Annotated in this window: 20 protein-coding genes and 1 tRNA gene; 13 read left to right on the plus strand and 8 right to left on the minus strand. The window is 54.5% G+C overall.

What is annotated here, in order from left to right; all coding sequences use genetic code 11:
- Positions 1-46 precede the first annotated feature (46 nt).
- Genes hldE through E0L21_RS05825 form a run of 3 tightly spaced genes read right to left on the minus strand, consistent with a single transcriptional unit; the run spans position 47 to position 5691 of the window.
- Entirely contained in the window at positions 47-1477 is a 1431-nt protein-coding gene (gene hldE, locus E0L21_RS05815) for a bifunctional D-glycero-beta-D-manno-heptose-7-phosphate kinase/D-glycero-beta-D-manno-heptose 1-phosphate adenylyltransferase HldE (RefSeq protein ID WP_131407618.1), read from the minus strand.
- A 46-nt stretch (positions 1478-1523) separates the two neighbouring features.
- Complete coding sequence (gene glnE, locus E0L21_RS05820; RefSeq protein ID WP_131407621.1) at positions 1524-4373, minus strand: bifunctional [glutamate--ammonia ligase]-adenylyl-L-tyrosine phosphorylase/[glutamate--ammonia-ligase] adenylyltransferase; 2850 nt, start codon at positions 4371-4373, stop codon at positions 1524-1526.
- 16 nt (positions 4374-4389) lie between these two features.
- Positions 4390-5691 carry a CYTH domain-containing protein gene (locus E0L21_RS05825; protein WP_131407623.1) on the minus strand — a complete coding sequence of 434 codons (1302 nt, stop codon included), beginning with the start codon at positions 5689-5691 and terminating at the stop codon, positions 4390-4392.
- A 239-nt stretch (positions 5692-5930) separates the two neighbouring features.
- Between E0L21_RS05825 and E0L21_RS05830 the strand changes: the two genes are divergently transcribed.
- Both E0L21_RS05830 and E0L21_RS05835 read left to right on the plus strand, forming a co-directional pair.
- Positions 5931-6545, plus strand: a complete 615-nt coding sequence (locus E0L21_RS05830) for a TIGR04211 family SH3 domain-containing protein (protein ID WP_131407625.1) — start codon at positions 5931-5933, stop codon at positions 6543-6545.
- Positions 6546-6612: 67 nt separating this feature from the next.
- Positions 6613-7854 (plus strand): multifunctional CCA addition/repair protein, encoded by a 1242-nt coding sequence (locus E0L21_RS05835; protein ID WP_131407627.1) that lies wholly within the window; start codon positions 6613-6615, stop codon positions 7852-7854.
- Positions 7855-7865: 11 nt separating this feature from the next.
- Here E0L21_RS05835 and bacA read toward each other — a convergent pair whose 3' ends face one another.
- On the minus strand, positions 7866-8684 hold the full coding sequence (gene bacA / locus E0L21_RS05840; RefSeq protein WP_131407629.1) for an undecaprenyl-diphosphate phosphatase: 819 nt from the start codon (positions 8682-8684) through the stop codon (positions 7866-7868).
- A gap of 107 nt (positions 8685-8791) precedes the next feature.
- Positions 8792-9160 carry a bifunctional dihydroneopterin aldolase/7,8-dihydroneopterin epimerase gene (gene folB / locus E0L21_RS05845; protein WP_065370028.1) on the minus strand — a complete coding sequence of 123 codons (369 nt, stop codon included), beginning with the start codon at positions 9158-9160 and terminating at the stop codon, positions 8792-8794.
- Between the two features lie 163 nt (positions 9161-9323).
- On the opposite strand from folB, the gene plsY reads away from it, so the two are divergent.
- The gene (plsY, locus tag E0L21_RS05850) at positions 9324-9947 is read left to right on the plus strand and encodes a glycerol-3-phosphate 1-O-acyltransferase PlsY (protein WP_131407631.1); all 624 of its coding nucleotides are present in this window, start codon (positions 9324-9326) and stop codon (positions 9945-9947) included.
- A 39-nt stretch (positions 9948-9986) separates the two neighbouring features.
- Here plsY and tsaD read toward each other — a convergent pair whose 3' ends face one another.
- On the minus strand, positions 9987-11000 hold the full coding sequence (tsaD, locus tag E0L21_RS05855) for a tRNA (adenosine(37)-N6)-threonylcarbamoyltransferase complex transferase subunit TsaD (RefSeq protein ID WP_131407633.1): 1014 nt from the start codon (positions 10998-11000) through the stop codon (positions 9987-9989).
- A 238-nt stretch (positions 11001-11238) separates the two neighbouring features.
- Between tsaD and rpsU the strand changes: the two genes are divergently transcribed.
- From rpsU to rpoD, 3 genes are all read left to right on the plus strand, one after another.
- Positions 11239-11454, plus strand: coding sequence for a 30S ribosomal protein S21 (gene rpsU / locus E0L21_RS05860; RefSeq protein ID WP_001144069.1), 216 nt, complete (start codon positions 11239-11241; stop codon positions 11452-11454).
- Positions 11455-11622: 168 nt separating this feature from the next.
- Positions 11623-13368, plus strand: coding sequence for a DNA primase (gene dnaG, locus E0L21_RS05865; protein ID WP_131407635.1), 1746 nt, complete (start codon positions 11623-11625; stop codon positions 13366-13368).
- Positions 13369-13524: 156 nt separating this feature from the next.
- A complete protein-coding gene (rpoD, locus tag E0L21_RS05870; protein WP_131407637.1) occupies positions 13525-15366 on the plus strand; it encodes an RNA polymerase sigma factor RpoD in 1842 nt (613 codons plus the stop codon).
- Positions 15367-15424: 58 nt separating this feature from the next.
- Here rpoD and mug read toward each other — a convergent pair whose 3' ends face one another.
- The gene (mug, locus tag E0L21_RS05875; protein ID WP_131407639.1) at positions 15425-15931 is read right to left on the minus strand and encodes a G/U mismatch-specific DNA glycosylase; all 507 of its coding nucleotides are present in this window, start codon (positions 15929-15931) and stop codon (positions 15425-15427) included.
- Between the two features lie 126 nt (positions 15932-16057).
- On the opposite strand from mug, the gene E0L21_RS05880 reads away from it, so the two are divergent.
- The 7 genes from E0L21_RS05880 to E0L21_RS05910 all read left to right on the plus strand — a co-directional run bounded on the left by E0L21_RS05880 (position 16058) and on the right by E0L21_RS05910 (position 22822).
- A tRNA-Ile gene (locus E0L21_RS05880) sits at positions 16058-16133 on the plus strand.
- Positions 16134-16290: 157 nt separating this feature from the next.
- Positions 16291-16605 carry a hypothetical protein gene (locus E0L21_RS24940; protein WP_165501876.1) on the plus strand — a complete coding sequence of 105 codons (315 nt, stop codon included), beginning with the start codon at positions 16291-16293 and terminating at the stop codon, positions 16603-16605.
- A 331-nt stretch (positions 16606-16936) separates the two neighbouring features.
- Complete coding sequence (locus E0L21_RS05890) at positions 16937-18049, plus strand: FIST N-terminal domain-containing protein (RefSeq protein WP_131407641.1); 1113 nt, start codon at positions 16937-16939, stop codon at positions 18047-18049.
- 5 nt (positions 18050-18054) lie between these two features.
- Complete coding sequence (locus tag E0L21_RS05895; protein WP_131407643.1) at positions 18055-19164, plus strand: sensor histidine kinase; 1110 nt, start codon at positions 18055-18057, stop codon at positions 19162-19164.
- A complete protein-coding gene (locus tag E0L21_RS05900) occupies positions 19155-20249 on the plus strand; it encodes an HDOD domain-containing protein (RefSeq protein ID WP_131407645.1) in 1095 nt (364 codons plus the stop codon). Before E0L21_RS05895 ends, E0L21_RS05900 begins: the two co-directional genes overlap by 10 nt.
- Positions 20242-21375: a response regulator gene (locus E0L21_RS05905; protein ID WP_131407647.1), complete on the plus strand. Its 1134-nt coding sequence runs from the start codon at positions 20242-20244 to the stop codon at positions 21373-21375. Before E0L21_RS05900 ends, E0L21_RS05905 begins: the two co-directional genes overlap by 8 nt.
- A gap of 277 nt (positions 21376-21652) precedes the next feature.
- Complete coding sequence (locus E0L21_RS05910; protein WP_131407649.1) at positions 21653-22822, plus strand: coiled-coil domain-containing protein; 1170 nt, start codon at positions 21653-21655, stop codon at positions 22820-22822.
- A gap of 36 nt (positions 22823-22858) precedes the next feature.
- On the opposite strand, the gene E0L21_RS05915 is transcribed toward E0L21_RS05910, so the two are convergent.
- Positions 22859-23629, minus strand: a complete 771-nt coding sequence (locus E0L21_RS05915) for a siderophore-interacting protein (RefSeq protein WP_131407650.1) — start codon at positions 23627-23629, stop codon at positions 22859-22861.
- Between the last annotated feature and the right edge of the window lie 191 nt (positions 23630-23820).

A 23820-nucleotide genomic window follows, 5' to 3' on the forward strand; every position in this document is an offset into this window, starting at 1 on the left:
CTCATAAAGAGGGCTTTTTCTTTTTCACCATTAACCAACAGCGCCGTTATTGGCTATCTTTCTGGATCTTTTTGATGATGTTGGTGGTTGAGCAACCATCTTCAAAGTTGAGCACCAGCACTTCGCCGCCGTTCGCCCACACTTCTTCGCTGCCAGCGATCTGTTCGGGTTTGTAATCACCCCCTTTTACCAGCAGATCCGGCAGGATCCCGGCAATCAGGCGCTGCGGTGTATCCTCTTCAAACGATACTACCCAATCCACCGCTTCCAGCGCGCTCAGCACAATCATGCGCTGCTCCAGCGGGTTCACCGGGCGGGTTTCCCCTTTCAGGCGTTTGGTGGACGCGTCACTGTTAACCGCAACAATCAGGCGATCGCCCAGTTTGCGCGCATTCGCCAGATAAGAGACGTGTCCGGCATGCAGAATGTCGAACACCCCGTTGGTCATCACCACTTTCTCGCCGCGCTTACGCGCCGCTGCGACAGCGACTTTCAGTTCATCTTCCGTCATCACACCGAAGCCAGTTTCCGCGCGGCCACGCACCGCGTTTTCAAGCTCGATTGGCGACACGGTAGAGGTGCCAAGTTTACCGACCACCACGCCTGCGGCTGCGTTGGCGAAATAGCACGCCTCTTCCAGCGAATTCCCGGCCGCCAGCGTCGCCGCCAGCACACCAATCACCGTATCGCCTGCGCCGGTGACGTCATACACTTCCTGCGCCTGGGTCGGCATATGCAGCGGTGCTTTACCCGGCTGCAACAGCGTCATCCCTTGTTCGGAACGGGTAACCAGCAGCGCAGAGAGTTCGTAATCGGCAATCACTTTCATGCCGCGTTCAACGATCTCGTCTTCGCTTTTGCATTTCCCGGCTACTGCTTCAAATTCCGACAGATTCGGGGTCAGCAATGTCGCGCCGCGATAGCGTTCAAAATCCGTGCCTTTCGGATCGATAAGCACCGGTACACCGGCTTTACGCGCCAGCGCGATCATCTGTTGAACGCTTGCCAGCGCACCTTTGGCGTAATCCGATAGCACCAGCGCGCCAATGCCGCTCAGCGCCTGGCTGATGCGTTCATGCAGCGGTTGTGGATCAACCCCTTCAAAGCCCTCTTCAAAGTCCAGGCGAATCAGTTGCTGGTTGCGCGACAGCACACGTAATTTGGTGATCGTTGGATGCGTCGGAACAGAAACAAAGTCACATTTAACGTTAACATCCGCCAGTGCCTTACTCAGCGCGCGCGCCGCATCGTCAATGCCAGTCAGACCAACCAGACGCGCCGTGGCGCCCAGTGAGGCGATGTTCATCGCCACGTTTGCCGCGCCGCCCGGACGCTCTTCAATGGTATCGACTTTAACAACCGGGACTGGCGCTTCCGGAGAGATGCGGCTGGTTGGGCCGTACCAGTAACGATCCAGCATCACATCACCTACCACCATTACACCGGCTTGCTTAAACTCTGGCAGCGTCACTTTCATTCCTGTCTCCTGAGAGATGCAAAATTTGCGCGCGATAATATCACACTTAGGCCGGGGCGCACGGTTCCACCAGCCACTTGTCCCAGCTGGTTTTGATAAGCGCCCGCTCGGCGACAAAACAGGAGAGCGCCACATGCCCTGGCAGCTCTTGCAGCGCCAGGTGGTGCAGCTCATCACGCAGCGTGGTGTACGCCAGCGTCAATGCCTGCGCTTCCTGCTCATCCATGATGCCGTTTTGCGCCAGCCCTTCGAGAATACGCACGTTATCCGACCAGCGCGTCAGTTTAGGCTTGTCATGGGCAAAGCGCAGCACCAGATATTGGGCGATAAACTCGATGTCTGTGATACCGCCCTCATTAGCTTTCAGATCGAAGCGGTCTTTGTGCTTGTTGCCGAGATGGGCGCGCATTTTCTCGCGCATTTCGCGCACTTCGGTTTGCAGCGTTGCGCCATCGCGAGGCGTCATCAAGATATCGCGGCGAATGGCATCAAATTCGGCGGTCAATTGCGGATCGCCGTACACCACGCGCGCGCGCGCCAGTGCCTGATGTTCCCACGTCCAGGCTTCGTGTTGCTGATAATCAGCGAACGATTCCGTAGTGGTGACCAGCATCCCCGCAGCGCCAGATGGGCGCAGACGTGCGTCGACTTCATAAAGAATGCCGGACGACGTGCGCGTACTGAACAGGTGCATCACCCGCTGGGCGAGGCGCAGATAGAACTGGCGGCCATCGATTTCACGCTCGCCATCGGTCATCACATCCATCGGGCAGTCGTGCAGGAACACCAGATCCAGATCGGAACTGTAACCCAGCTCCCAGCCACCTAGTTTTCCATAACCAACCACCGCGAAACCTCGCCCTTCGCGATCGTGCAAATGCGTCGGCTGGCCATAACGCGCCACCATCTGCCCCCAGGCTTGCTGCACCACCGCATCTATAATCGCTTCCGCCAGCCAGGTTAAGTGATCACTCACTTTCATCACTGGTAGCGTACCGGCGATATCTGCCGCCGCCACACGCAGCAACTGCGCCTGCTTAAACTGCCGCAGCGCCTCCAGTTGTTGCTCTTCATCATCTTCCGGCACGCGCAGCAGATATTGTCGCAGCTCATCGCGATAGGCATTCATTGCCGTCGGTTGATAGAGCGTGTTCGGGTCGAGCAGTTCATCGAGCAGGATCGGGTAGCGCGCCAGTTGGCTGGCAACCATAGGCGAAGCAGCGCACAAGGAAATCAGGTGTTTCAGTGCGCCGGGGAATTCACTCAGCAGCTCAAGGTAGGTCGTGCGGGTAATAATCCCGGTGAGCAGTGGTGTCAGGCGCGACAGCGGCACTGGCGCATCGTCGCGCGAACAAACATCACTGAGCAGATGCGGCATTAAGTGATCAAGCACCTGCCGCCCGCGCGGGCCAATGGTGCGTTTATCCATCTCGTTGCGAAAATCAGCAATCAGCGCCACCACGCGACGGCGATCATCCTCTGAGAGGTGCGCCAATACAGGCGTGGAGTCCTCCTCCTGCAAGGCGTCCTGCCACAGCTCGCGCCAGCTCTCAGAAAGGGCATCTTCTGACGAATCCGTTTCATCATCGCCAATCAAATCGTTGAAAATCTGACGCACCGCAGACATGTGCGCATCCAGCGTTTCGCTGAGCGCTTCCCAGCTCTCTTTGCCCATTCCCCAGGCGAGGCGCACGCGATTCAACTCATCGCCCGGCAGCGTCTGTGTCTGTTCGTCATTGATGCTTTGCAGCAGATTTTCCAGCCGTCGTAGCCACAAATACGCTTCGCGCAGCCGGGCTGCATCGCCATCCGGCAGCAGATGCAGTTGATCTATGGCAGCAAGCGTCGGCAACAGCGAGCGGGATTGCAGCGCAGGCTCGCGACCGCCGCGAATCAACTGGAAAACCTGGACGATAAATTCAATTTCGCGGATCCCGCCCGCACCGAGTTTAATGTTGTCTTTCAGGCCACGGCGACGCACTTCGCGGGCAATCATCCCTTTCATGTTACGCAGGGACTGGATCACGCTGAAGTCGATATAGCGGCGGAAGACAAACGGGCGCAGCATCGCGCGTAACTCTCGCGCATGATCGCCGTCGTTGTCGCCCATAATGCGCGCTTTCACCATCGCGTAGCGTTCCCAGTCGCGCCCCTGCTCCTGGTAATAATCTTCCAGCGCGGCGAAGCTCAGCACCAGCGGCCCACTGTCGCCAAACGGACGCAAGCGCATATCGACGCGGTAGACAAAGCCATCTTGCGTTGGCTGGTCGAGGACTTTAATCAGCCGTTGGCCAAGGCGGGTGAAAAATTGGGCATTATCCAGTTCACGACGCCCGCCGCGCGTTGCGCCATTTTCCGGCCAGGCAAAAATCAAATCGATATCGGATGAAAAATTGAGTTCGCCGCCGCCCAGTTTTCCCATGCCAAGCACTAGCATCGGCTGCGCCACGCCTTGCGGATTGCACGGCGTACCCCACTCACGACAGCATGCGTCATAAAGCCAGTCGCGCGCGGCGACGATCAGGGTTTCCGCCAGCACGCTGAGCTGTTGCAGGATAGCCTCTTCCGCCACTAACCGTAGCGCCTGGCTCCAGGCGATACGCACCATGATCCGGCGGCGAAACAGCCGCAGCGCACGCATCAGCGAGGCTTCATCAGTGACGCCATCCAGTGCCGCTTGCAGCCATGGCGCATAGTTTTGCCACTCGTTCGCAGGCGGCGGCGTGCTTTCAAGCTCCGCCAGCCACTCAGGATGCGCGATGATGCTGTCCTGAACAAAATCACTAAAAGTGAGCACTGACTGCGCCTGCGCGCTCAATGGCTGCGAGGTAAGCGATTCCGGCAGACGAGAAAAAACCGTTTGCCAGTGCTGCGACAATCCTGCGTGGTGCGGCATGCGAAATATCCTTTCGTTAACGTTTTCCGCTGTGCAACCAGAACGGCTCCTGGGTAATCGCGGTATTACGGAAATGTTCGATTTCGACTCTCTGGCGCGTTTCAATGGCGTACTGAAGACCCTGCCAGTTTTCCAGCCATTCCACGGCCCGCGCCCGGTCATAATGTCCGGCGAGCAGGAATGCGCTGTCGATATCTCGCGCCAGGCGTGGCAACTGGTCGCGATAGCTGTCGCCCAGCGGCTGGGCAAAGGCTTTTTTCAGCTCAGCGGCGCTGCGTGACAGATGAACATCAGCAAAGCGTTTAAAAGAGTCGGCGAATTTGGCCTGCGCTTTTGCATCAAGGAAGGTTCGCCAGCCCTGCGTCACTAACCACTCGGTCAGCACCAGTTTCGCCAGGGCAGATTGTGCGCTCCACACCGCCGTATTTGCTGAAACGGCAGAAGTAATGGTCGCTTCGGACTGTGTCAACAGATCACGTAAGTGAGCGCTCGCTTTTCGCGGAACAATACCGCCAAACAGCGCCAGCGTGTGGCGTAGCAACGCAATGGCGCTCAGAACGTCGGCTTTCGCTTTCTCATTTCCACGCACCCACAGCTCTTCATGGTATTGCCATTGTGACAACGCCAGTTCCAGCGCGGCGGCAAAAGCCTGCTCGATGCTAGCCTTGGCGGGGGTTTGCAGAATCGCCGTTGGGCGGCGTTCGCGCACGGCATTGCCCTGCGCCAGGTGATAACCGCGCGCCGCTTTGCTCAGGCTGCCCTGACGTAACCCGGAAACATTTACCAGTTGGCGCGCCAGCTTGAGGATATCCGCCGGAGAACCGCTCAGCAGTTCCAGCTCCAGTTCACAAATCGGCTCGGCAAATTCACCCGCTTTGACTTCGCCTAAATCAAGGCCAATTTCAATGCGGCTCTCGCCAACGTTAACCAGCCATTTTTCACGGTAGAAATCCGTGCTAAACAGCGGCTGCACTCGCGCTTGTAAATCTGCAGGTAGCACGCCATCAGGCCACACTTCCGCCGGGAAGCGCGCAAGATCAAGCTCGGGCTGGGTAAGCGGAATATTGTATTCAGGCCGCTGATGCAAACCGCCAATCACCCGCCCGGCGATTTTCATCGTCATCTCGTACTGGCCGTCAAAACCGCGGATGCGCAGCCCCATATCGTGACTGCGCAGCCAGTTATCCGGCGTCTCGTAATAAATGTTGAGTAACTGGCTGGACGCGATATGTTCTTCGGTCAGCGTATGCAGATGTTGACGAAGCGTTTCCACGCTGTCGCTCTTCACGATAAACTTTAATTCGATTTCCTGAGCCATGGCCTTGCACTTATGGTTATGTCACATCAGTGAAAATTTCGGCGAACTAACGCGCCCGATGTTTGTCAGTAGATAGTATTTTGTGTCAAATTGCCATGCAATGCGCAATCTGACGGGTGCAAAAGTTCGCGTAAGTGCGCAGTTTGACCTGGAAGATTCCGATTGATGCCAGCAGCCGGGTGTCGTCAGACTGTTGCCACTGTTTATCACTCACGTTTAATGAAAATAATGACTGCCTGATGCCAAAATTACGCCTGATTGGATTGACCCTTTTTGCACTTAGCGTGTCTGTTGGTACCCACGCCGAAGAAAAACGTTATGTTTCCGACGAACTGAATACCTGGATACGTAGCGGCCCGGGCGATAACTATCGCCTTGTCGGCACGGTGAATGCCGGCGAGGAAGTCACGCTGTTGCAGGAAAACAGTGATTACGGCCAGGTGCGCGATAGCACTGGGCGTACCGCGTGGATCCCCTTGAAAGAGCTGAACAGCCAGCCAAGCCTGCGCACCCGTGTGCCGGAACTGGAAAACCAGGTGAAAACACTGACCGATAAACTGAACAATATCGACAATACCTGGAACCAGAAAACCGCCGAGATGCAGCAGAAAGTCGCCCAGAGCGATGGCGTGATTAGCGGGCTGAAAGATGAAAATCAAAAGCTCAAAAATGAGTTAATCGTGGCGCAGAAGAAGGTGAGCGCCGCGAACCTGCAACTGGATGACAAACAGCGCACCATCATTATGCAGTGGTTTATGTATGGCGGCGGTGTGCTGGGCGCGGGCCTGATCCTCGGTCTGTTGTTACCGCATATGATCCCCACCCGTAAACGCAAAGATCGCTGGATGAACTAAGCAGATTCGCCATCTTCTCTACACTTACGTATTATCTGTCGGCAAATGTGTAGAGGAGAGTGGCGGCGTGAAGAGTTATCTGGTCGGTGGTGCAGTACGCGATACGTTGTTGGGCCTGCCGGTCAAAGACAAAGATTGGGTTGTTGTCGGCGCGACGCCGCAAGAGATGCTTGACGCGGGTTACCAGCAGGTAGGCCGCGATTTTCCTGTGTTCCTCCATCCACAAAGCCACGAAGAGTATGCGCTGGCGCGTACCGAGCGTAAGTCTGGCTCCGGCTATACCGGTTTCACCTGTTATGCAGCACCAGACGTTACGCTGGAGCAGGATCTGCTACGCCGCGATTTAACCGTGAATGCGCTGGCGCAAGATAGCCAGGGCGAGATTATCGATCCCTATGGCGGCCAGCAGGATCTGCGTAACCGCATTCTGCGCCACGTTTCCCCGGCTTTTGGTGAAGATCCGCTGCGCGTGTTACGCGTCGCGCGCTTTGCCGCCCGTTACGCACACCTCAGCTTCCGTATCGCCGATGAAACGCTGGCCTTAATGCACTCGATGACCGAAGCGGGCGAACTTGAACACCTGACAGCCGAACGGGTGTGGAAAGAGACCGAAAATGCGCTGCAAACCCGCAATCCGCAGGTTTATTTTCAGGTGTTACGCGATTGCGGCGCGCTGAAAGTGCTGTTCCCGGAAATTGACGCCCTGTTTGGCGTACCGGCACCGGCGAAATGGCACCCAGAAATCGACACGGGCGTACATACGCTGATGACGCTCTCAATGGCGGCAATGCTCAGCCCGCAGGTGGACGTGCGCTTCGCTACCTTGTGCCACGATTTAGGCAAGGGCTTGACGCCAAAAGCGCTCTGGCCGCGCCATCATGGGCACGGCCCGGCGGGCGTAAAACTGGTCGATGGGTTGTGCCAGCGGCTACGCGTCCCAAACGAGATCCGCGATTTAGCCAAACTGGTGGCGGAGTTTCACGACCTGATTCATACCTTCCCCATTTTGCAGCCGAAAACCATCGTCAAACTGTTCGATTCTATCGACGCGTGGCGTAAACCGCAGCGTGTTGAGCAAATCGCACTAACCAGCGAAGCGGACGTGCGTGGGCGCACCGGTTTTGAAGCCTGCGACTATTCGCAGGGGCGTTTACTGCGTGAAGCCTGGGAAGTGGCGCGCGCCGTGCCGACTAAACCAGTCATAGAGGCAGGTTTTAAGGGAGCGGAAGTGCGTGAAGAACTGACGCGTCGGCGGATTGCGGCGCTGGCGGCCTGGAAGGCACATCGTTGCCCTCAGCCGAAAGACTGAGGGCGCAAGTCTTAGAAGAAAACCAGATAAACCGCTGCCGCGACCACAAAACGGTAAATCGCGAATGGAATAAAGGAGATGTGTTTAATCAGCTCCAGGAAGGTTTTAATGGCGATCAGCGCAACGATAAACGCGGTGATAAAACCGACGGCGAACATCGGGATATCCCCCACGGTGAGAAAGCCCATGCTCTTGTAGAGATCCAGTACCGTCGCGCCCATCATCATCGGCACCGCCAGCAGGAAAGAGAACTCGGACGCCGCATAGCGGCTAACGCCCATCAGCATACCGCCGGAGATCGTCGCCCCGGAACGGGAAAAACCCGGCCACAGCGCCAGACACTGGAAGCAACCAATCATAAACGCCTGGCGATAAGTCATGTCATCAACGCCCTGCGCGCGCGGGACTTTCGGCTTCAGCACTTCAGCGGCAATCAGCAAGACACCACCGACCACCAGCGCATAGGTCACGTTTAGCGGGTTAAACAGCAACTTGATGGTATCGTGGAATACCAGCCCCAGCACCACCGCCGGGATCATGCCTAGCAGGATATGAATCAGCGTCAGGCGGCCGGTGCCAGTGCCTTCATGCGGCTGCTTGCCGAAATGAATGCCGATCAGGCCAAACAAACGCCGCCAGAACATCACCACTACCGCGAGGATCGAACCTAACTGGATCACCACCTCGAACGTTTTTGCCGTATCACCTTCAAAGCCTAATAAATGCCCCACGATGATCATGTGACCGGTACTGGATACGGGCAGAAATTCTGTGAGACCTTCAACGACACCCAGAATGGCTGCTACCAGCAATGAATGCATATCGCCCATCAAATAAACCCCTAAAAAGATATAAAAAACGGCTTATCCCGCGGAGAAGCCGTGAAAGACCGAGATCTATGACCTGAATACTAGCGCTTGGTTTAACTATTATGAATTTAAATACTTTCTTTCGGATTTAAGCCACGCTCAATGATTACGCCCACATTCAACGCCCGCGCAACCGCACCTGGTTTGCTCAATTTGATACGCACCCAGGGCGAGTTAAAGCGCGCCAGCAACAGCTCAGCCACCTCCTCCGCAACGCGTTCAACCAGCGCAAAACGCCCGCCTTCGACATGGCCGATAATCACATCTGCGATATCCGCATAGCTCAGACAATCGTTCACATTGTCGCTTTTCGCCGCAACGCGGTTATCCCAGGCCATTTCGATATCGAACACCAGCTTCTGCTCAATGGTCTGTTCCCAGTCGTAAACACCAATAGTGGTAATAACCGAAAGCTGCTCTATAAATACAATGTCCATTTCACCTCGCCTGCTATTTGCCCCGCCATTGCCGCTGCCAGGCCGCATCTTTCTTGGCTACCTGTCAGATTTTGCGCAAAACCTGGATACCACTTTCCCTCATTTATGCGTATTATCCATGGATGCAGAGAATAAAACGACATTTTCACAACGGAACAGCGTTATGAGTGCAATCGCGCCTGGGATGATTCTCCTTGCATACCTTTGTGGCTCTATTTCCAGCGCCATTCTGGTCTGCCGCATCGCCGGTCTGCCCGATCCGCGCGAGAGTGGCTCCGGCAACCCCGGAGCGACCAACGTATTACGCATTGGCGGCAAAGGTGCAGCGCTAACGGTCCTGATTTTTGACGTCTTAAAAGGCATGCTGCCGGTGTGGGGCGCGTACGCGCTTGGCATAACGCCGTTCTGGCTCGGCCTTATTGCGATTGCCGCCTGTCTTGGCCATATCTGGCCGGTTTTCTTTAAGTTTCAAGGTGGTAAAGGGGTGGCAACGGCATTTGGCGCTATTGCACCTATCGGCTGGGATTTAACAGGCGTGATGGCGGGAACCTGGCTGTTAACGGTACTGCTGAGCGGCTATTCATCGCTGGGGGCGATTGTCAGCGCGTTGATCGCACCCTTTTATGTCTGGTGGTTCAAACCGCAGTTCACTTTCCCGGTCGCGATGCTGTCCTGCCTGATCCTGCTACGCCATCACGACAATATTCAGCGCCTATGGCGACACCAGGAAGGCAAAATCTGGTCGAAACTGAAGAAGAAAAAAGAAGAGAAAGAAAAAGCGTCATAATAGTGCCCGGCGCACAGTGTGCTACCGGGCCATTACGGTTTACGCCGCAGGCAACTCTGATAGCGGCCAGCGCGGACGCACCGTCACACTCAGTCCTGCATCATTACCCGCTTTCAGACGCACCATTCCCGCATAAGCGATCATCGCGCCGTTATCGGTGCAAAACTCCGGGCGCGCATAGAACACTTCGCCGCGACGCTTGTGCATCATTTCCGCCAGTTTCGCGCGCAGCGTACGGTTGGCGCTAACGCCGCCCGCCATCACCAGACGCGTAAAACCGGTTTGATCCAGCGCACGCTTGCATTTGATCATCAGCGTATCAACCACTGCGTCTTCAAACGCACGCGCGATATCAGCGCGGGTTTGCTCGTCAGAGCCGTTGTTACGAATGGTGTTCGCCGCGAAAGTTTTCAGACCTGAGAAGCTAAAATCCAGCCCCGGACGATCGGTCATTGGGCGCGGGAAGACAAAACGGCCTTCGGTGCCCTGAGCCGCCAGTTTTGACAGCATCGGCCCGCCTGGGTAATCAAGCCCCAGCAGTTTGGCCGTTTTATCAAAGGCTTCCCCGGCGGCATCGTCAATCGACTCACCGAGCAGCTCGTAATGTCCGATACCGGTTACGCTGATGAGCTGCGTATGCCCACCGGAAACCAGCAGCGCAACGAATGGAAACGCTGGTGGGTTTTCTTCCAACATTGGCGCCAGCAAATGCCCTTCCATATGATGAACCGGGATAGCGGGAACGTCCCAGGCAAAAGCGAGCGAGCGGCCAACCGTCGCGCCAACCAGCAGCGCGCCGATGAGACCAGGCCCTGCGGTATAGGCCACCGCATCGATATCTTTCGCCGTTAATCCGGACTCTTTCAGCGCGGCCTGAATCAGCGGCACGGTTTTACGCACGTGATCGCGCGAAGCCAGTTCTGGCACGACGCCGCCGTAATCGGCGTGGAGTTTTACCTGACTATACAGTTGGTTGGCTAACAGCCCTTGTTGATCGTCATAAATAGCGATGCCGGTTTCATCGCAGGATGTTTCAATGCCCAGTATGCGCATGACTCTGTTTACCTCTTTGCAATAGCGCGCAGTGTAGGGCGAATGCGGGTCGAAGTAAAACTTTGCTCACTCATGCAGCGGAGTTCGTGTATACTCCTCACCCTTACAAAAGTCCCCTTTCAAAAAGGGCGGCGGTGCTTTACAAAGCAGCAGCACTTGCAGTAAAATTCCGCACCATTTTGAAATAAGCTGGCGTGAACGCCAGCGGCAAACCGAATTAATCAAAGGTGAGAGGCACATGCCGGTAATTAAAGTACGTGAAAACGAGCCGTTCGACGTAGCTCTGCGTCGCTTCAAACGTTCCTGCGAGAAAGCAGGTGTTCTGGCGGAAGTTCGTCGTCGTGAGTTCTATGAAAAACCGACTACCGAACGTAAACGCGCTAAAGCATCCGCAGTGAAACGTCACGCGAAGAAACTGGCTCGCGAAAACGCACGCCGTACTCGTCTGTACTAATCCGTCAGGGCAAACGCCCTTTCGTTTAGACCGAGTTGTAGTTGTAAGGCCGTGCTTCCGAAAGGAATGCGCGGCTTATTTTCGTTTATAACCTGATATAACCTGCGGATTTCGGTCGCATTATGTTGGCCCGGAAAACGACGGCTATAAAAGATCAAAACGGGGCCTATGGCTGGACGAATCCCACGAGTCTTTATTAGTGACCTGCTGGCGCGCACCGACATCGTCGATCTCATCGACGCGCGTGTAAAGCTGAAGAAGCAGGGCAAGAATTATCACGCGTGCTGTCCATTCCATAATGAAAAAACGCCCTCTTTCACCGTGAACGGTGAAAAACAGTTTTACCACTGCTTTGGCTGTGGCGCGCATGGCAACGCCCTCGACTTCCTGATGAACTACGACAAGCTCGAGTTCGTGGAAAGCGTTGAAGAACTGGCGGCGATGCACAATCTTGAAGTGCCGTTTGAAGCAGGCAGTGGGCCCAGCCTGATAGAGCGCCATCAACGGCAAACGCTCTATCAATTAATGGATGGGCTAAACGCGTTTTATCAGCAATCGTTGACACCACCTGCTGCAGAGCCTGCACGCCAGTATCTGTCCAGACGCGGTTTGAGCAGCGAAATCATTGAGCGGTTCGCCATTGGTTACGCGCCTCCCGGCTGGGACAATGTATTAAAGCGTTTTGGCGGCAACAGCGAAAACCGTAAATCACTGATTGATGCGGGTATGCTGGTCACAAACGATCAGGGACGCAGTTACGATCGTTTCCGCGAACGGGTCATGTTTCCCATTCGCGACAAACGTGGCCGGGTGATTGGTTTTGGTGGGCGCGTTCTGGGTAACGATACGCCTAAGTACCTGAACTCCCCGGAAACGGATATTTTCCATAAGGGCCGCCAATTGTATGGCCTTTATGAAGCGCAACAGGACAATGACGAACCTCAACGGCTGTTGGTCGTCGAAGGTTATATGGACGTGGTGGCGCTGGCGCAATACGGCATCAACTACGCGGTGGCGTCGCTCGGAACATCAACAACGGCGGATCATATTCAGTTACTTTTTCGCGTGACGAAAAATGTTATCTGTTGTTACGACGGCGACCGTGCTGGCCGTGATGCCGCATGGCGAGCGCTGGAAACCGCGCTGCCTTATATGAACGATGGTCGTCAGCTGCGTTTTATGTTTTTACCGGACGGTGAAGATCCGGACACGCTGGTGCGAAAAGAAGGCAAAGAGGCGTTCGAAGCGCGCATGGAGCAGGCATTGCCGCTCTCCACGTTTCTGTTTAACAGCCTGTTGCCGCAGGCGGATTTAACCACGCCGGACGGTACAACGCAGCTTGCCGCATTAGCGCTGCCGTTAATCAACCAGGTGCCGGGCGAAACGCTACGCATCCAGTTGCGGCAGTTGTTGGGGAATAAAATTGGCATATTCGACGATGCTCAGCTTGATCGATTAATGCCAAAACAGGTGGAAAGCGCAACGACTCGCCCCGCTCCGCAGCTAAAACGCACAACCATGCGTATACTGATAGGGTTATTGATCCAGAACCCGGAACTGGCTCCGAAGGTTCCGCCGTTAGAGGGTTTGGATCAATCAAGGCTTGCCGGGCTTGGCTTATTTACAGAACTGGTCAACACTTGTTTGTCACAGCCAGGTCTGACTACCGGCCAGTTGCTGGAGCACTATCGCGGCACAAAAGAGGCCGCAACCCTTGAAAAACTGTCGATGTGGGACGATATAGCAGATAAAGACATCGCTGAAAAAACGTTCACCGACGCGCTCAATCATATGTTTGATTCGATGCTTGAACGGCGGCAGGAAGAGTTAATCGCTCGTGACCGCACACATGGTTTAAGCAGTGAAGAACGCCGGGAACTCTGGCAATTGAACCAGGAACTGGCAAAAAAGTGAATTCAACGGCTTAAGTGCCGATAACCGATCGGGAAGATCCCGACAGCCGCGATGAGGGCCAGCGGCAAAAATATAAATACACCCTCGAGTTAAATGTTGGCGGTTTATTTCGCCGACCGACACCAACCCTCATGAATTAAGTGTGGATACCGTCTTATGGAGCAAAACCCGCAGTCACAGCTGAAGCTTCTTGTCACCCGTGGTAAGGAGCAAGGCTATCTGACCTATGCCGAGGTCAATGACCATCTGCCGGAAGATATCGTCGACTCCGATCAGATCGAAGACATCATCCAAATGATCAACGACATGGGCATCCAGGTGATGGAAGAAGCACCGGACGCCGATGATCTGTTGCTGGCCGAAAACTCCAACAACACTGACGAAGATGCGGAAGAAGCCGCCGCACAAGTGCTTTCCAGCGTTGAATCTGAAATCGGGCGAACCACTGACCCGGTGCGCATGTACATGCGCGAAATGGGCACCGTTGAACTGCTGACCCGCGAAGGCGAAATCGACATCGCTAAACGCATCGAAGACGGCATAAACCAGGTTCAGTGCTCCGTTGCCGAGTACCCGGAAGCGATCACCTATCTGCTGGAGCAGTATGATCGCGTTGAAGCTGAGCAGGCTCGCCTCTCTGATTTGATCACTGGCTTTGTCGATCCAAATGCTGAAGAAGACATGGCGCCAACCGCGACCCATGTCGGTTCTGAACTCTCCAGCGAAGAGATGGATGATGATGAAGACGAAGAAGATGAAGAAGACGACGACAGCGATGATGACAACAGCATCGATCCTGAACTGGCGCGTGCAAAATTCGCTGAGCTACGTACCCAGTACGAACTGACTCGCGACACCATCAAAGCCAAAGGACGCAGCCACGTTGCCGCGCAGGAAGAGATCCTGAAGCTGTCTGAAGTGTTCAAACAGTTCCGACTGGTGCCAAAACAGTTCGATTACCTGGTTAACAGCATGCGAGTCATGATGGATCGCGTGCGTACCCAGGAACGCATCATCATGAAACTGTGCGTTGAACAGTGCAAAATGCCGAAGAAAAACTTCATTACGCTCTTCACCGGCAACGAAACCAATGAAACCTGGTTCAACGCTGCGCTGGCCATGAACAAACCGTGGTCGGAAAAACTGCATGAAGTTGCAGAAGAAGTTCAACGCGGCCTGATGAAGCTGCAGCAAATTGAAGAAGAAACCGGCCTGACCATTGAGCAGGTGAAAGACATCAACCGTCGTATGTCTATCGGCGAAGCGAAAGCGCGTCGTGCGAAGAAAGAGATGGTGGAAGCGAACTTACGTCTGGTTATTTCTATCGCCAAGAAATACACCAACCGCGGTCTGCAGTTCCTCGATCTGATTCAAGAAGGCAACATCGGTCTGATGAAAGCGGTTGATAAGTTCGAATACCGCCGTGGTTACAAGTTCTCCACCTACGCAACCTGGTGGATCCGTCAGGCGATCACCCGTTCCATCGCGGATCAGGCGCGCACCATCCGTATTCCGGTGCATATGATTGAGACTATCAACAAGCTCAACCGTATCTCCCGCCAGATGCTGCAGGAAATGGGCCGTGAGCCCACGCCGGAAGAGCTGGCTGAGCGTATGCTGATGCCGGAAGATAAGATTCGTAAAGTGCTGAAAATCGCGAAAGAGCCTATCTCCATGGAAACACCGATCGGTGATGATGAAGATTCGCATCTGGGTGATTTCATCGAGGATACCACCCTCGAACTGCCGCTGGACTCTGCAACCACTGAAAGTCTGCGTGCTGCAACGCACGACGTTCTGGCTGGTCTGACCGCCCGTGAAGCAAAAGTCCTGCGTATGCGTTTCGGTATCGATATGAACACCGACCACACGCTGGAAGAAGTGGGTAAACAGTTTGACGTAACCCGCGAACGTATCCGTCAGATCGAAGCGAAAGCGCTGCGGAAACTGCGCCATCCGAGCCGTTCTGAAGTGCTGCGTAGCTTCCTCGACGATTAATTCGTCAGGCGATAAAAAAGCTCCCATATGGGAGCTTTTTTTTGCCCGCGATTTGCCGTTACAAGCCGCGAGTCACCAGTGCCTCGTCCAGTTCACGATACGCTTCCACCAGCTTATCCAGCGTTGCGCGGTTAAGCCCGCTGGGGTTTGGCAGCACCCAGACCTGCGTCACGCCGATAGTCATATTTTGCTTGCCCCAGTTTGCACCGCGCACGCTAAACGCCTGCTCAAAGGCTTGCTTTCCTAACACCGCCAGTGCAGCAGGCTGATAATCCTCAATTTTCTTGACCAGTTCTCTGCCCCCGCTACGCAGCTCATGCAACCCGACTTCCGTGGCTTGCACCGTTGGCCGCTCAACCAGCATGGTGATGCCACAGCGGGTATCCAGCAGATGCCGCTCATCTTCCGGGCGCAGTTGCTGGTCAGTAAAACCGGCCTGATGGATAACTTTCCAGAAACGATTCCCCGGATGGGCAAAGTGGAAACCGGTATGGGCGGATGATTTACCCGGATTTATGCCACAAAACACCACACGCAGCCCCGGTGCCAGAATATCGTGGATCATGCTTAACTCCCGAACAAAAGCGATAAACTCCAGTATAAGAGATTGAAAATGCGTTGTTTATAAAAACATCAGCCAGGCGATTCCTGCTGGATTGCAGGGGTAAGTTACTTTATAATTCCCCGCCACGGCCCCTTAGCTCAGTGGTTAGAGCAGGCGACTCATAATCGCTTGGTCGTTGGTTCAAACCCAACAGGGGCCACCAAATTTTAGCTTTAAAATCATATGCCTAAGCCACTTCCATTGAAGTGGCTTTTTTGTTTCTGGATTCTGGTGAGCCACAAAAATGGCGGTAGGTTTTAAATAAATACCGAGGACTTCTGCAAAAGAAGCATAGGGTAATCATGCCAATAGGAGTTCTCATGCGGCTATTTATCCAGGGGAAGGAGATTACAGAGGAGTTTCTCGCCGAACTTTACCCTCTGGTGAAAAGGTGGCCGCTCCTCATCCTGTCAGCAAACGCATTATTCGTTTTCATAAAACACCACGCGCGGAAAACAACGGGGATAATGATGATGTTGTGGAGTAAAGGTACTCTTTTCACTTTCGCAGTGTTGCCGTTCGCCAGAATTGCGCAGGCAGACAGAATACAGTGCCCGCGTAATGACCAGATGTTTATCCTGCACATCCGCGAGATTGCAGAAACCCGGCGACTGTCACGGGATGATCCAGAATGATTATGTCTTTGACATGCTTACACAGCAACATATCGACGTGGCTCTTTGCCCCCAATAACCTACTCAAGAAGTTCCTTATCTCTTCGGCGTGCAACTTCTGAGCTTCAGGAAAGTTAATCTTTCAGCCGCTTCTGTACCGACGGAGATGAGCAGAATTAACCGTGCCGATGCAAAAAGAAAAGAGAAGTAAAAAGCCTGTCAAATTATCAACCTGCCGATTTGATATTTACTCATCCAACTCCTAATCTTCCTTCATCAGACCAATGAGCAATGCATTGGGCCATGCTACCGCAGAGGCGAAAACCGCTGCACAAAGTGGGGAGTGTTTGCCGTGAGTTTCCAGCCCAGATATGCCAGCAGTGAATCACCTGATCCGGTCGAAGCTGTTGCCCAGTTTGCCGCCCAAATTGGTCATGAAGATGTTGAAACCATCCTTTTCTTTTGCTCTCCGGATTACGATCTGGAGGTGTTAGGCCGAGAATTAAAAAACACCTTCCCCTGCCCCTGCATCGGTTGTACCTCCTCCGGCCATATTGGCACTGAAGGTTTTCAGCATTCGGGGCTGCTGGGTCTTGGGCTGAGCAGTGGTTTTCACGCCCGCGCGTTTATCATTCATCCTCTGCTTGAATACACCTCGGTGATTGCGGATATTGCGGAAACCATTCGCCGCGACAGCGAAGAGAGACCAAACCTGTATCGTTTTGGTCTGTTACTGGTGGATGGTCTTTCGATGGCCGAAGAGCGGTTGGTGGCCAATCTTTATCAACAGATTGGTAATGTGCCCCTCATTGGCGGCTCTGCCGGTGACGACCTGCGTTTCGAAAAAAGCTTTATTTATGATGGTGATGGACATTTTATTTCTGACGCTGCCGTTTTCGCGGTTATCGAAACCAGTTCACCGGTCGCCACGTTTAAGATCCAACATTTCGTACCCAGCGATGTCGAGTTGGTTATTACCGAGGCAGACGCGGAAAAACGGCTCATTATGGAGATCAACGGTGAACCTGCCGCTCAGGTCTATGCCGAATCCCTGGGTCTTACCATCGACGAATTGACACCGACCGTCTTTTCCCGCAATCCACTGGTGCTCTCCTTCGGAGATGAGCCCTACGTCCGTTCCATACAGAAAATGAACGATGATCTCTCACTTACCTGTTATTGCGCTATCGAAGAGGGGTTGATCGTTTCGATCGGCAAAGCGGAAGATCCGATCCAGACGTTTAGCCAGGCTTTTGAAAAAGTACATGAGACGATCCCAAACCCTGCGGTCATCATCGGCTGCGATTGTATCCTGCGCCGTCTCCAGTTCGAAAAAGAGGGGCTGGAACAGCAGATCGGCGAAATCATGGTGCAGAACCGGGTGGTAGGTTTTTCAACCTACGGTGAGCAGTACAACGGGTTGCATGTCAACCAGACATTTACCGGCGTCGCCATTGGAGGGTAAATATCATGTCGCTCTTTTCCGAAGCCTCTACCCCGGGTCTGTCCCCTGTCGACTACGAGCGCAAACTTGCTGCCCGGGATAAAACCATTGATGTGCTGAAACGCCGCATCGCCCAGGAAGCCAGGCACAGTCACGCCACACCATTTGCCATTCTCGAACAAAATGTCGGGCTGGAGAAAGTGGTCGCACGTAAGACAATGGAATTAGAAAACGAACGGCACGAGCTGGAAAAAGCGCTGGCCGAGCTGCGTCTTGCGCAGATACAGCTACTTCAGGCGCAAAAAATGGAATCTATCGGTCAGCTCGCCGCTGGCATCGCCCACGAAATCAACACCCCGACGCAGTATGTTTCCGATAATGTTGGCTTCATAAAGGGTGCCACGGACTCGCTGCTAAAACTGCTGAATGCCGCCCTCGCGCTCGCTGACGTTGCACGAGATCAAATGGCCGATGATCCTGCAATGGCAGAGTTCGATACGATGCTCAAACGCACAAAAATTGATTTTCTGCGTCGGCAAATTCCCGGCGCACTGGACGAATCTCTTGAAGGCCTTGAGCACATTGCCCGCATTGTCGCCGCGATGAAGGAATTTTCCCACCCTTCGAAGAATGTGAAGGAGATGCTAGATGTTCGCGATGTGATTAACACCACGGTCACGGTGGCCCGCAACGAATGGAAATATGTGGCGGAGCTCGAAACGCACATCGCTGACAACTTACCGCAACTCCCTTGCCTGCGTGACATGGTCGGACAAGCCATTCTCAACCTGGTGGTCAATGCCGCCCACGCCATTGCGGATACCCTGCAGGAAGGGGTGAAAGAGAAAGGCCGCATCGTTATCTCAGCATTACAGAACGGCGAATATGTAGAAATCCGCATCCAGGATGATGGCAGCGGCATACCGGCCGCCATCCGTGACCGCATTTTCGATCCTTTCTTCACCACGAAAGCGGTGGGGAAAGGGACAGGACAAGGGCTGGCGATTGTCTATTCAACCGTGGTGGACAAACATAATGGAAAAATTCGCTGCGAGTCAGAAGAAGGCGTGGGTTCCACGTTTATCCTGCAATTTCCGCTCAATTGCCGCACCGAGGATGAACCTGCATGCAAGTGATGTTCGTTGATGACGAAAGCCGTGTGCTTTCCGGCATTGAGCGCGCCATCATGATGCAAGATACCGAATGGGAATGCCGCTTCGCCAACAGTGGACCTGAAGCGCTGACCATGCTGGAAGAGATCCCGGCGGATGTCGTGGTCTCCGATATGCGAATGCCTTTTATGGATGGCGCAGAGTTACTGGCGCAGGTGCGCAACCGTTGGCCAGGCACAATACGTATCATTTTATCCGGCTACTCAGAACCTGGTGCAACCCAGCGTATGCTGGAAGTCGCGCATCGATTTGTCTCAAAACCCTGCGACAGCGCGAAATTAGTAGAGATGATCGAAAGCGCGCTTTCTCTGCGTACAATGTTCAACGATCCGGCGGTGCTCGACGTGGTCGGTCGGATCAATCAATTACCTGCCGCACCGAAAGTGTTCACCGAAGTTCAACATCTTCTCAATAACCCCGATAGCGATACCCGGCAGATTGCCGAATTGCTGGGCAGCGACCCGGCGCTGAGCGTCAAAATCATGCAGCTTGCGAACTCAGCCTGGTTCAACAGAGGTTCGCAAATCCACGATATCGGTAGCGCTATTACACTTCTCGGCATGGATCAGGTGAAATTGCTGGTGCTGACGTCACACTGTTTTACCGACGCGAAAAGGGATCCTTTTGTCAGCGAGTTACGGCGAGTTTCTCTTCTTGCTTCCTCACTTGCCGCCCGGATTGCAGGCCATCAGGGGCTGGAACCTACCGCCGCGCTGCTCGCAAATATTGCGAAGCTGATCCCCGAAATGAGCGAGATCGGTAGCGAAGTAACCACATGTAATGATATTCCCATGCATGCTGCGGTGGGCGCTTACCTGCTGGCGGTATGGGGATTACCCCTGGATATCGTCGAAATAGTGGCCGGGCACGCTCATCCCTCACATTTCGCACATGATACGTTCGGTGCGCTTGGTGTGGTGCATGTCGCTGTGGCGCTGGCCAACAACAGCGCCCCCGACCGCGATTACCTTGAAAAAGCAGGCGTGCTTAACCAGCTCCCTCTATGGCAACAGATGCTCGCTAACTTACAGGACACTCTTCATGACTGATACCACCTTGCCCAGGGTGCTGTGCGTAGATGATGAACCTAACGTACTCGCCGCGATGGAACGAAACCTGTTTGGCGAATTTGATGTGGTGGTAGCGCCGAGCGGGGAAGCCGGTCTGGACGCTATTCGCTGGGGAGAACGCTTTGCGGTGATCATGTCCGATATGCGCATGCCCGGCATGGATGGCGCCACGTTTCTGGCGAAAGCACGCGAGCTCTCGCCTGATAGCGTGCGGCTCCTGCTTACCGGCCAGGCCGATGTGGAGTCCTCTATTGCCGCCATCAATAAAGGTGCCATTTTCCGCTATCTCTGCAAACCGTGTCCGAAAGACGAACTGGTCGCGGCGCTTAACGACGCCGTGCGCCAGTATCGTCTCGTCTGCGCGGAAAAAGAGTTGCTGGCAACTACCCTTACCGCCTCAGTCAAAACGTTAACGGAAGTGCTTGCCATGGTCGCCCCATGGGCATTTCAGCGGGCGGCATTCGCACAATCTTGCGTCCGCCACGCACTGCCGAAGCTGGAGTGGCCAGATGAGTGGATCTACACCATTGCCGCGTCACTAAGCCAAATTGGTTGTGTTGGCATTCCCGCCGATATCGTTCAGGCCGATGCTGCTCAGCGCAAGCTCTCGGAGGAGGAGAAAAAGCTGTTGCTGGGGCATCCCGACGTCGCGGGAAAACTGGTGGAAAATATTCCCCGTCTTGAACTGGTCGCTGGCATCATTCGCCACCAGGCAAAAGAGCCCTCACCCAACGTGCCTCTAGAGGTTTTACGTGGTGCCCATCTGCTGCGCGCAGCCCTTGAGCTGGAGCGGCATGCGGCGCGGGGATGGAGCCTGGAGCGACCATGGGAAATTCTGCGGGCGGCGCACCCACCGTTACCCGAATACATCATTAAATCCCTGTCAGATTTCCGCTCTAATGTGACCGGCGTGCGCTCTGCGCGTATTCGCGAACTGATGCCGGGTTGGGTGGTTGACGAAGATATCCGCACCACCAATGGCTTGATGGTGCTGACCAAAGGGCACGAATTGACCGATACCGCGATCTCGGCTCTTCAGCGTTTGCTCGCCGCCAACGCCATCGAGGAACCCATCCGGGTTCGCGGTCTGCCGGAAAGCGCATAGTCTGCTTAAACTGCGCGTGATCGAGACGGCTAAACATGTTGTGATACCGCATCCCAAAAAACGGTGACAGGCGGGGCTAACGCCCCGCCATAAAGCAACTTTTCGCTCGTTTCGCGGCAAAAAGACGCCATAAACGCAATTTTCACAGAAAGACTAACGCATTGAAATATGTCCCATGTAATATGGCTCCGGGCTATTGCGAGATTTGTATCCATGGTCCAGATTTGATGAATTAACAACTCCCTTTAACACACTCAAAGCGCTTTGACGAAACGCCATGAACAAACCTATAAAACGGCTTGAAATCATCAAATACGCCATTGAACTGGAGGATGACGGCATCATCCTCAGCCAGCTTCCTTTACTTAAAAATGAAGTTACGGACCCGGAGTTAGCGTTTATCGTTCACGCGCTTGAAGAGAAAAATTACAGCGAAGCGATGCGCGCCATCACCGTCTGGCTGCAAAACCAGCGCTCAGTGGTCAGTTGGCAAGACCCGCAAGTGGCCGCCAGCAAGCTAGAGCTAAAAGCGCTGGAAGAGCAAATGCGCGAGCTCATTGATAAACGCAATGCGCGTATCCAGCTGTTGGATGAATTCAACGATCTCTACTTAACTCGCCTTGGGCCGCTGATGTCGCAGATCCTGCGGCTACGTAAAACGCTGGCCGAAGCTGCAGTGCGCCGCCAGGAAGCGGAAGCACGCCGTCGCGAGGCGGATTATCTGCGCTGCCAGAAATACCTGTCTCAAGCGGTGGAAGTCTTAGTGACATTGACACAGCGCTGGCAAAGTATGCCGCCACACTCGTTACAAGCAGCGGAAGCGCGTAAACATCTGCAACAGCAAAGCGAGCTAATTGCCTCGCTGCTCGCCGAAGCGCAGGAGCTGGAGCGCGGCCTCACGCGTGAAGAAGAACCCGCGCGCCAGGCGCGTGACGAAGCGCGTCAGGAGTATGAAAGCTACCAGGAGCAGCAGCACGACGCGGAAAAACGCTTTAGCTTCGAGCAGAAGATGAGCGAAGACGAGCGTCATGAACTGAAACGCCTGTGGCGCCAGGCTAGCAAGCTCTGTCATCCGGATCTGGTGGACAACGAACTGAAAAACGACGCCCACAGCATGATGGTGCAGCTTAACCAGGCGCGCCAGCGCGGCGATCTTAGTGCTATCCGTTCGATTTTGACCCGTCTGCAAAAAGGGCTGGAGCCATTAATGGCAAGCGATCGTCTCAACGACCTGCAGCGCCTGCGCCAGCGTATTCTTGAGGTCAAACAGCATATCGCCAGCCTGATAGAAGAGCTGGCGACGCTGGAAAAAGAGGAGTCCTGGCAGTTGATCTCCACGCTTGGCGACAGGGAAACCTACTTCCGCCAGCAGGAGAAAGCGCTGGCGGAGATCCGCCAGACGCTGGAACAGCAGGTCAGCGAAGCCGAGTACGACGAAGTGGCCTGAGCGCAACGAGCCCGGTAATCGCACCGGGCTTACCGCTTATTTCTTGTGCCAGTAAGCTTGCGCGCGCACCAGTTGCGGATCAATGTCAGCAGATTCAAAGCGGTTCATCAACGATTTCACCACCTCGCCTTCCCCGGTCAGCCAGATAAAATAGTCGTGTTCCGGCACGCTTATCGCCGCCAGTTTGTCGGCAACGGCCTGCGAGTTATGGCCCTCGACCCACTGAATATCAAACCCGTTTATATCCGCGAAATAATCTTTATAGGCAACATCCGCAATGCTCACTACCGCTGTGACCTGCGGGCGTACCGTCAGCAGGCTGAGCGCTTCAAGGCGGCGGCGCAGCGCTGGCATACCGGATTCGTCACAAACGTACAGCTGCCAGGCGTAATCTTCCGGCACCACCAGCGAACCGCGCGGCCCGCCGATAGTCAATTTATCGCCCACCTGCGCCTGCATCGCCCAGTTGCTCGCCACGCCGCCGTCGTGAATATAGAAATCCAGCGCCAGCTCGTGGCGGCTGGCATCGTACAGCGGCGTATAGTCGCGGGAAGCCGGGCGCGGGCCATCGCCCCAGGCGATACCTTCGTCAGTCACCACAGGCGGTACAAAGTGCGTACCCGGCTGAGGGAAGAAAACTTTGCTGTGATCGTCAAAGCCACGGGAGGTGAAGCCATCCAGTTGCTCGCCACCGAGCACAATGCGCTGGAAGCCCGTGCCAACGCGTTCGACGCGCAAAACAGTTAACTCGCGAAAGCGCAGCTCATTGCGCACTCGCTGGGGATAGCGTTGAGGGTGAGTAGTCATAATCGGCCTTCGTGAATGTGAATACGATATATCTAAATATTGTGCAAATGATAATGATTGTTGATTGGGAAGAAGGCAAGATGTTTTTATGATATAGCCTCGTAAAAACGCACCGGTTGCTAAAGGCTCAATTAATGTCATTAAAAATCAGAAAATTAATATAAACAGCAACGTCAGCATTGTTTAAAGAG

Source organism: Kosakonia quasisacchari, from assembly GCF_004331415.1.
Classification (GTDB): domain Bacteria; phylum Pseudomonadota; class Gammaproteobacteria; order Enterobacterales; family Enterobacteriaceae; genus Kosakonia; species Kosakonia quasisacchari.

Bases quoted from the DNA above. Each gene is read 5' to 3' on its own strand.
- hldE (WP_131407618.1), bottom strand. From the start codon at position 1,477: ATGAAAGTGACGCTGCCAGAGTTTAAGCAAGCCGGTGTAATGGTGGTA.
- glnE (WP_131407621.1), bottom strand. From the start codon at position 4,373: ATGCCGCACCACGCAGGATTGTCGCAGCACTGGCAAACGGTTTTTTCT.
- E0L21_RS05825 (WP_131407623.1), bottom strand. From the start codon at position 5,691: ATGGCTCAGGAAATCGAATTAAAGTTTATCGTGAAGAGCGACAGCGTG.
- E0L21_RS05830 (WP_131407625.1), top strand. From the start codon at position 5,931: ATGCCAAAATTACGCCTGATTGGATTGACCCTTTTTGCACTTAGCGTG.
- bacA (WP_131407629.1), bottom strand. From the start codon at position 8,684: ATGGGCGATATGCATTCATTGCTGGTAGCAGCCATTCTGGGTGTCGTT.
- folB (WP_065370028.1), bottom strand. From the start codon at position 9,160: ATGGACATTGTATTTATAGAGCAGCTTTCGGTTATTACCACTATTGGT.
- plsY (WP_131407631.1), top strand. From the start codon at position 9,324: ATGAGTGCAATCGCGCCTGGGATGATTCTCCTTGCATACCTTTGTGGC.
- tsaD (WP_131407633.1), bottom strand. From the start codon at position 11,000: ATGCGCATACTGGGCATTGAAACATCCTGCGATGAAACCGGCATCGCT.
- rpsU (WP_001144069.1), top strand. From the start codon at position 11,239: ATGCCGGTAATTAAAGTACGTGAAAACGAGCCGTTCGACGTAGCTCTG.
- dnaG (WP_131407635.1), top strand. From the start codon at position 11,623: ATGGCTGGACGAATCCCACGAGTCTTTATTAGTGACCTGCTGGCGCGC.
- rpoD (WP_131407637.1), top strand. From the start codon at position 13,525: ATGGAGCAAAACCCGCAGTCACAGCTGAAGCTTCTTGTCACCCGTGGT.
- mug (WP_131407639.1), bottom strand. From the start codon at position 15,931: ATGATCCACGATATTCTGGCACCGGGGCTGCGTGTGGTGTTTTGTGGC.
- E0L21_RS24940 (WP_165501876.1), top strand. From the start codon at position 16,291: ATGCGGCTATTTATCCAGGGGAAGGAGATTACAGAGGAGTTTCTCGCC.
- E0L21_RS05895 (WP_131407643.1), top strand. From the start codon at position 18,055: ATGTCGCTCTTTTCCGAAGCCTCTACCCCGGGTCTGTCCCCTGTCGAC.
- E0L21_RS05900 (WP_131407645.1), top strand. From the start codon at position 19,155: ATGCAAGTGATGTTCGTTGATGACGAAAGCCGTGTGCTTTCCGGCATT.
- E0L21_RS05905 (WP_131407647.1), top strand. From the start codon at position 20,242: ATGACTGATACCACCTTGCCCAGGGTGCTGTGCGTAGATGATGAACCT.
- E0L21_RS05910 (WP_131407649.1), top strand. From the start codon at position 21,653: ATGAACAAACCTATAAAACGGCTTGAAATCATCAAATACGCCATTGAA.
- E0L21_RS05915 (WP_131407650.1), bottom strand. From the start codon at position 23,629: ATGACTACTCACCCTCAACGCTATCCCCAGCGAGTGCGCAATGAGCTG.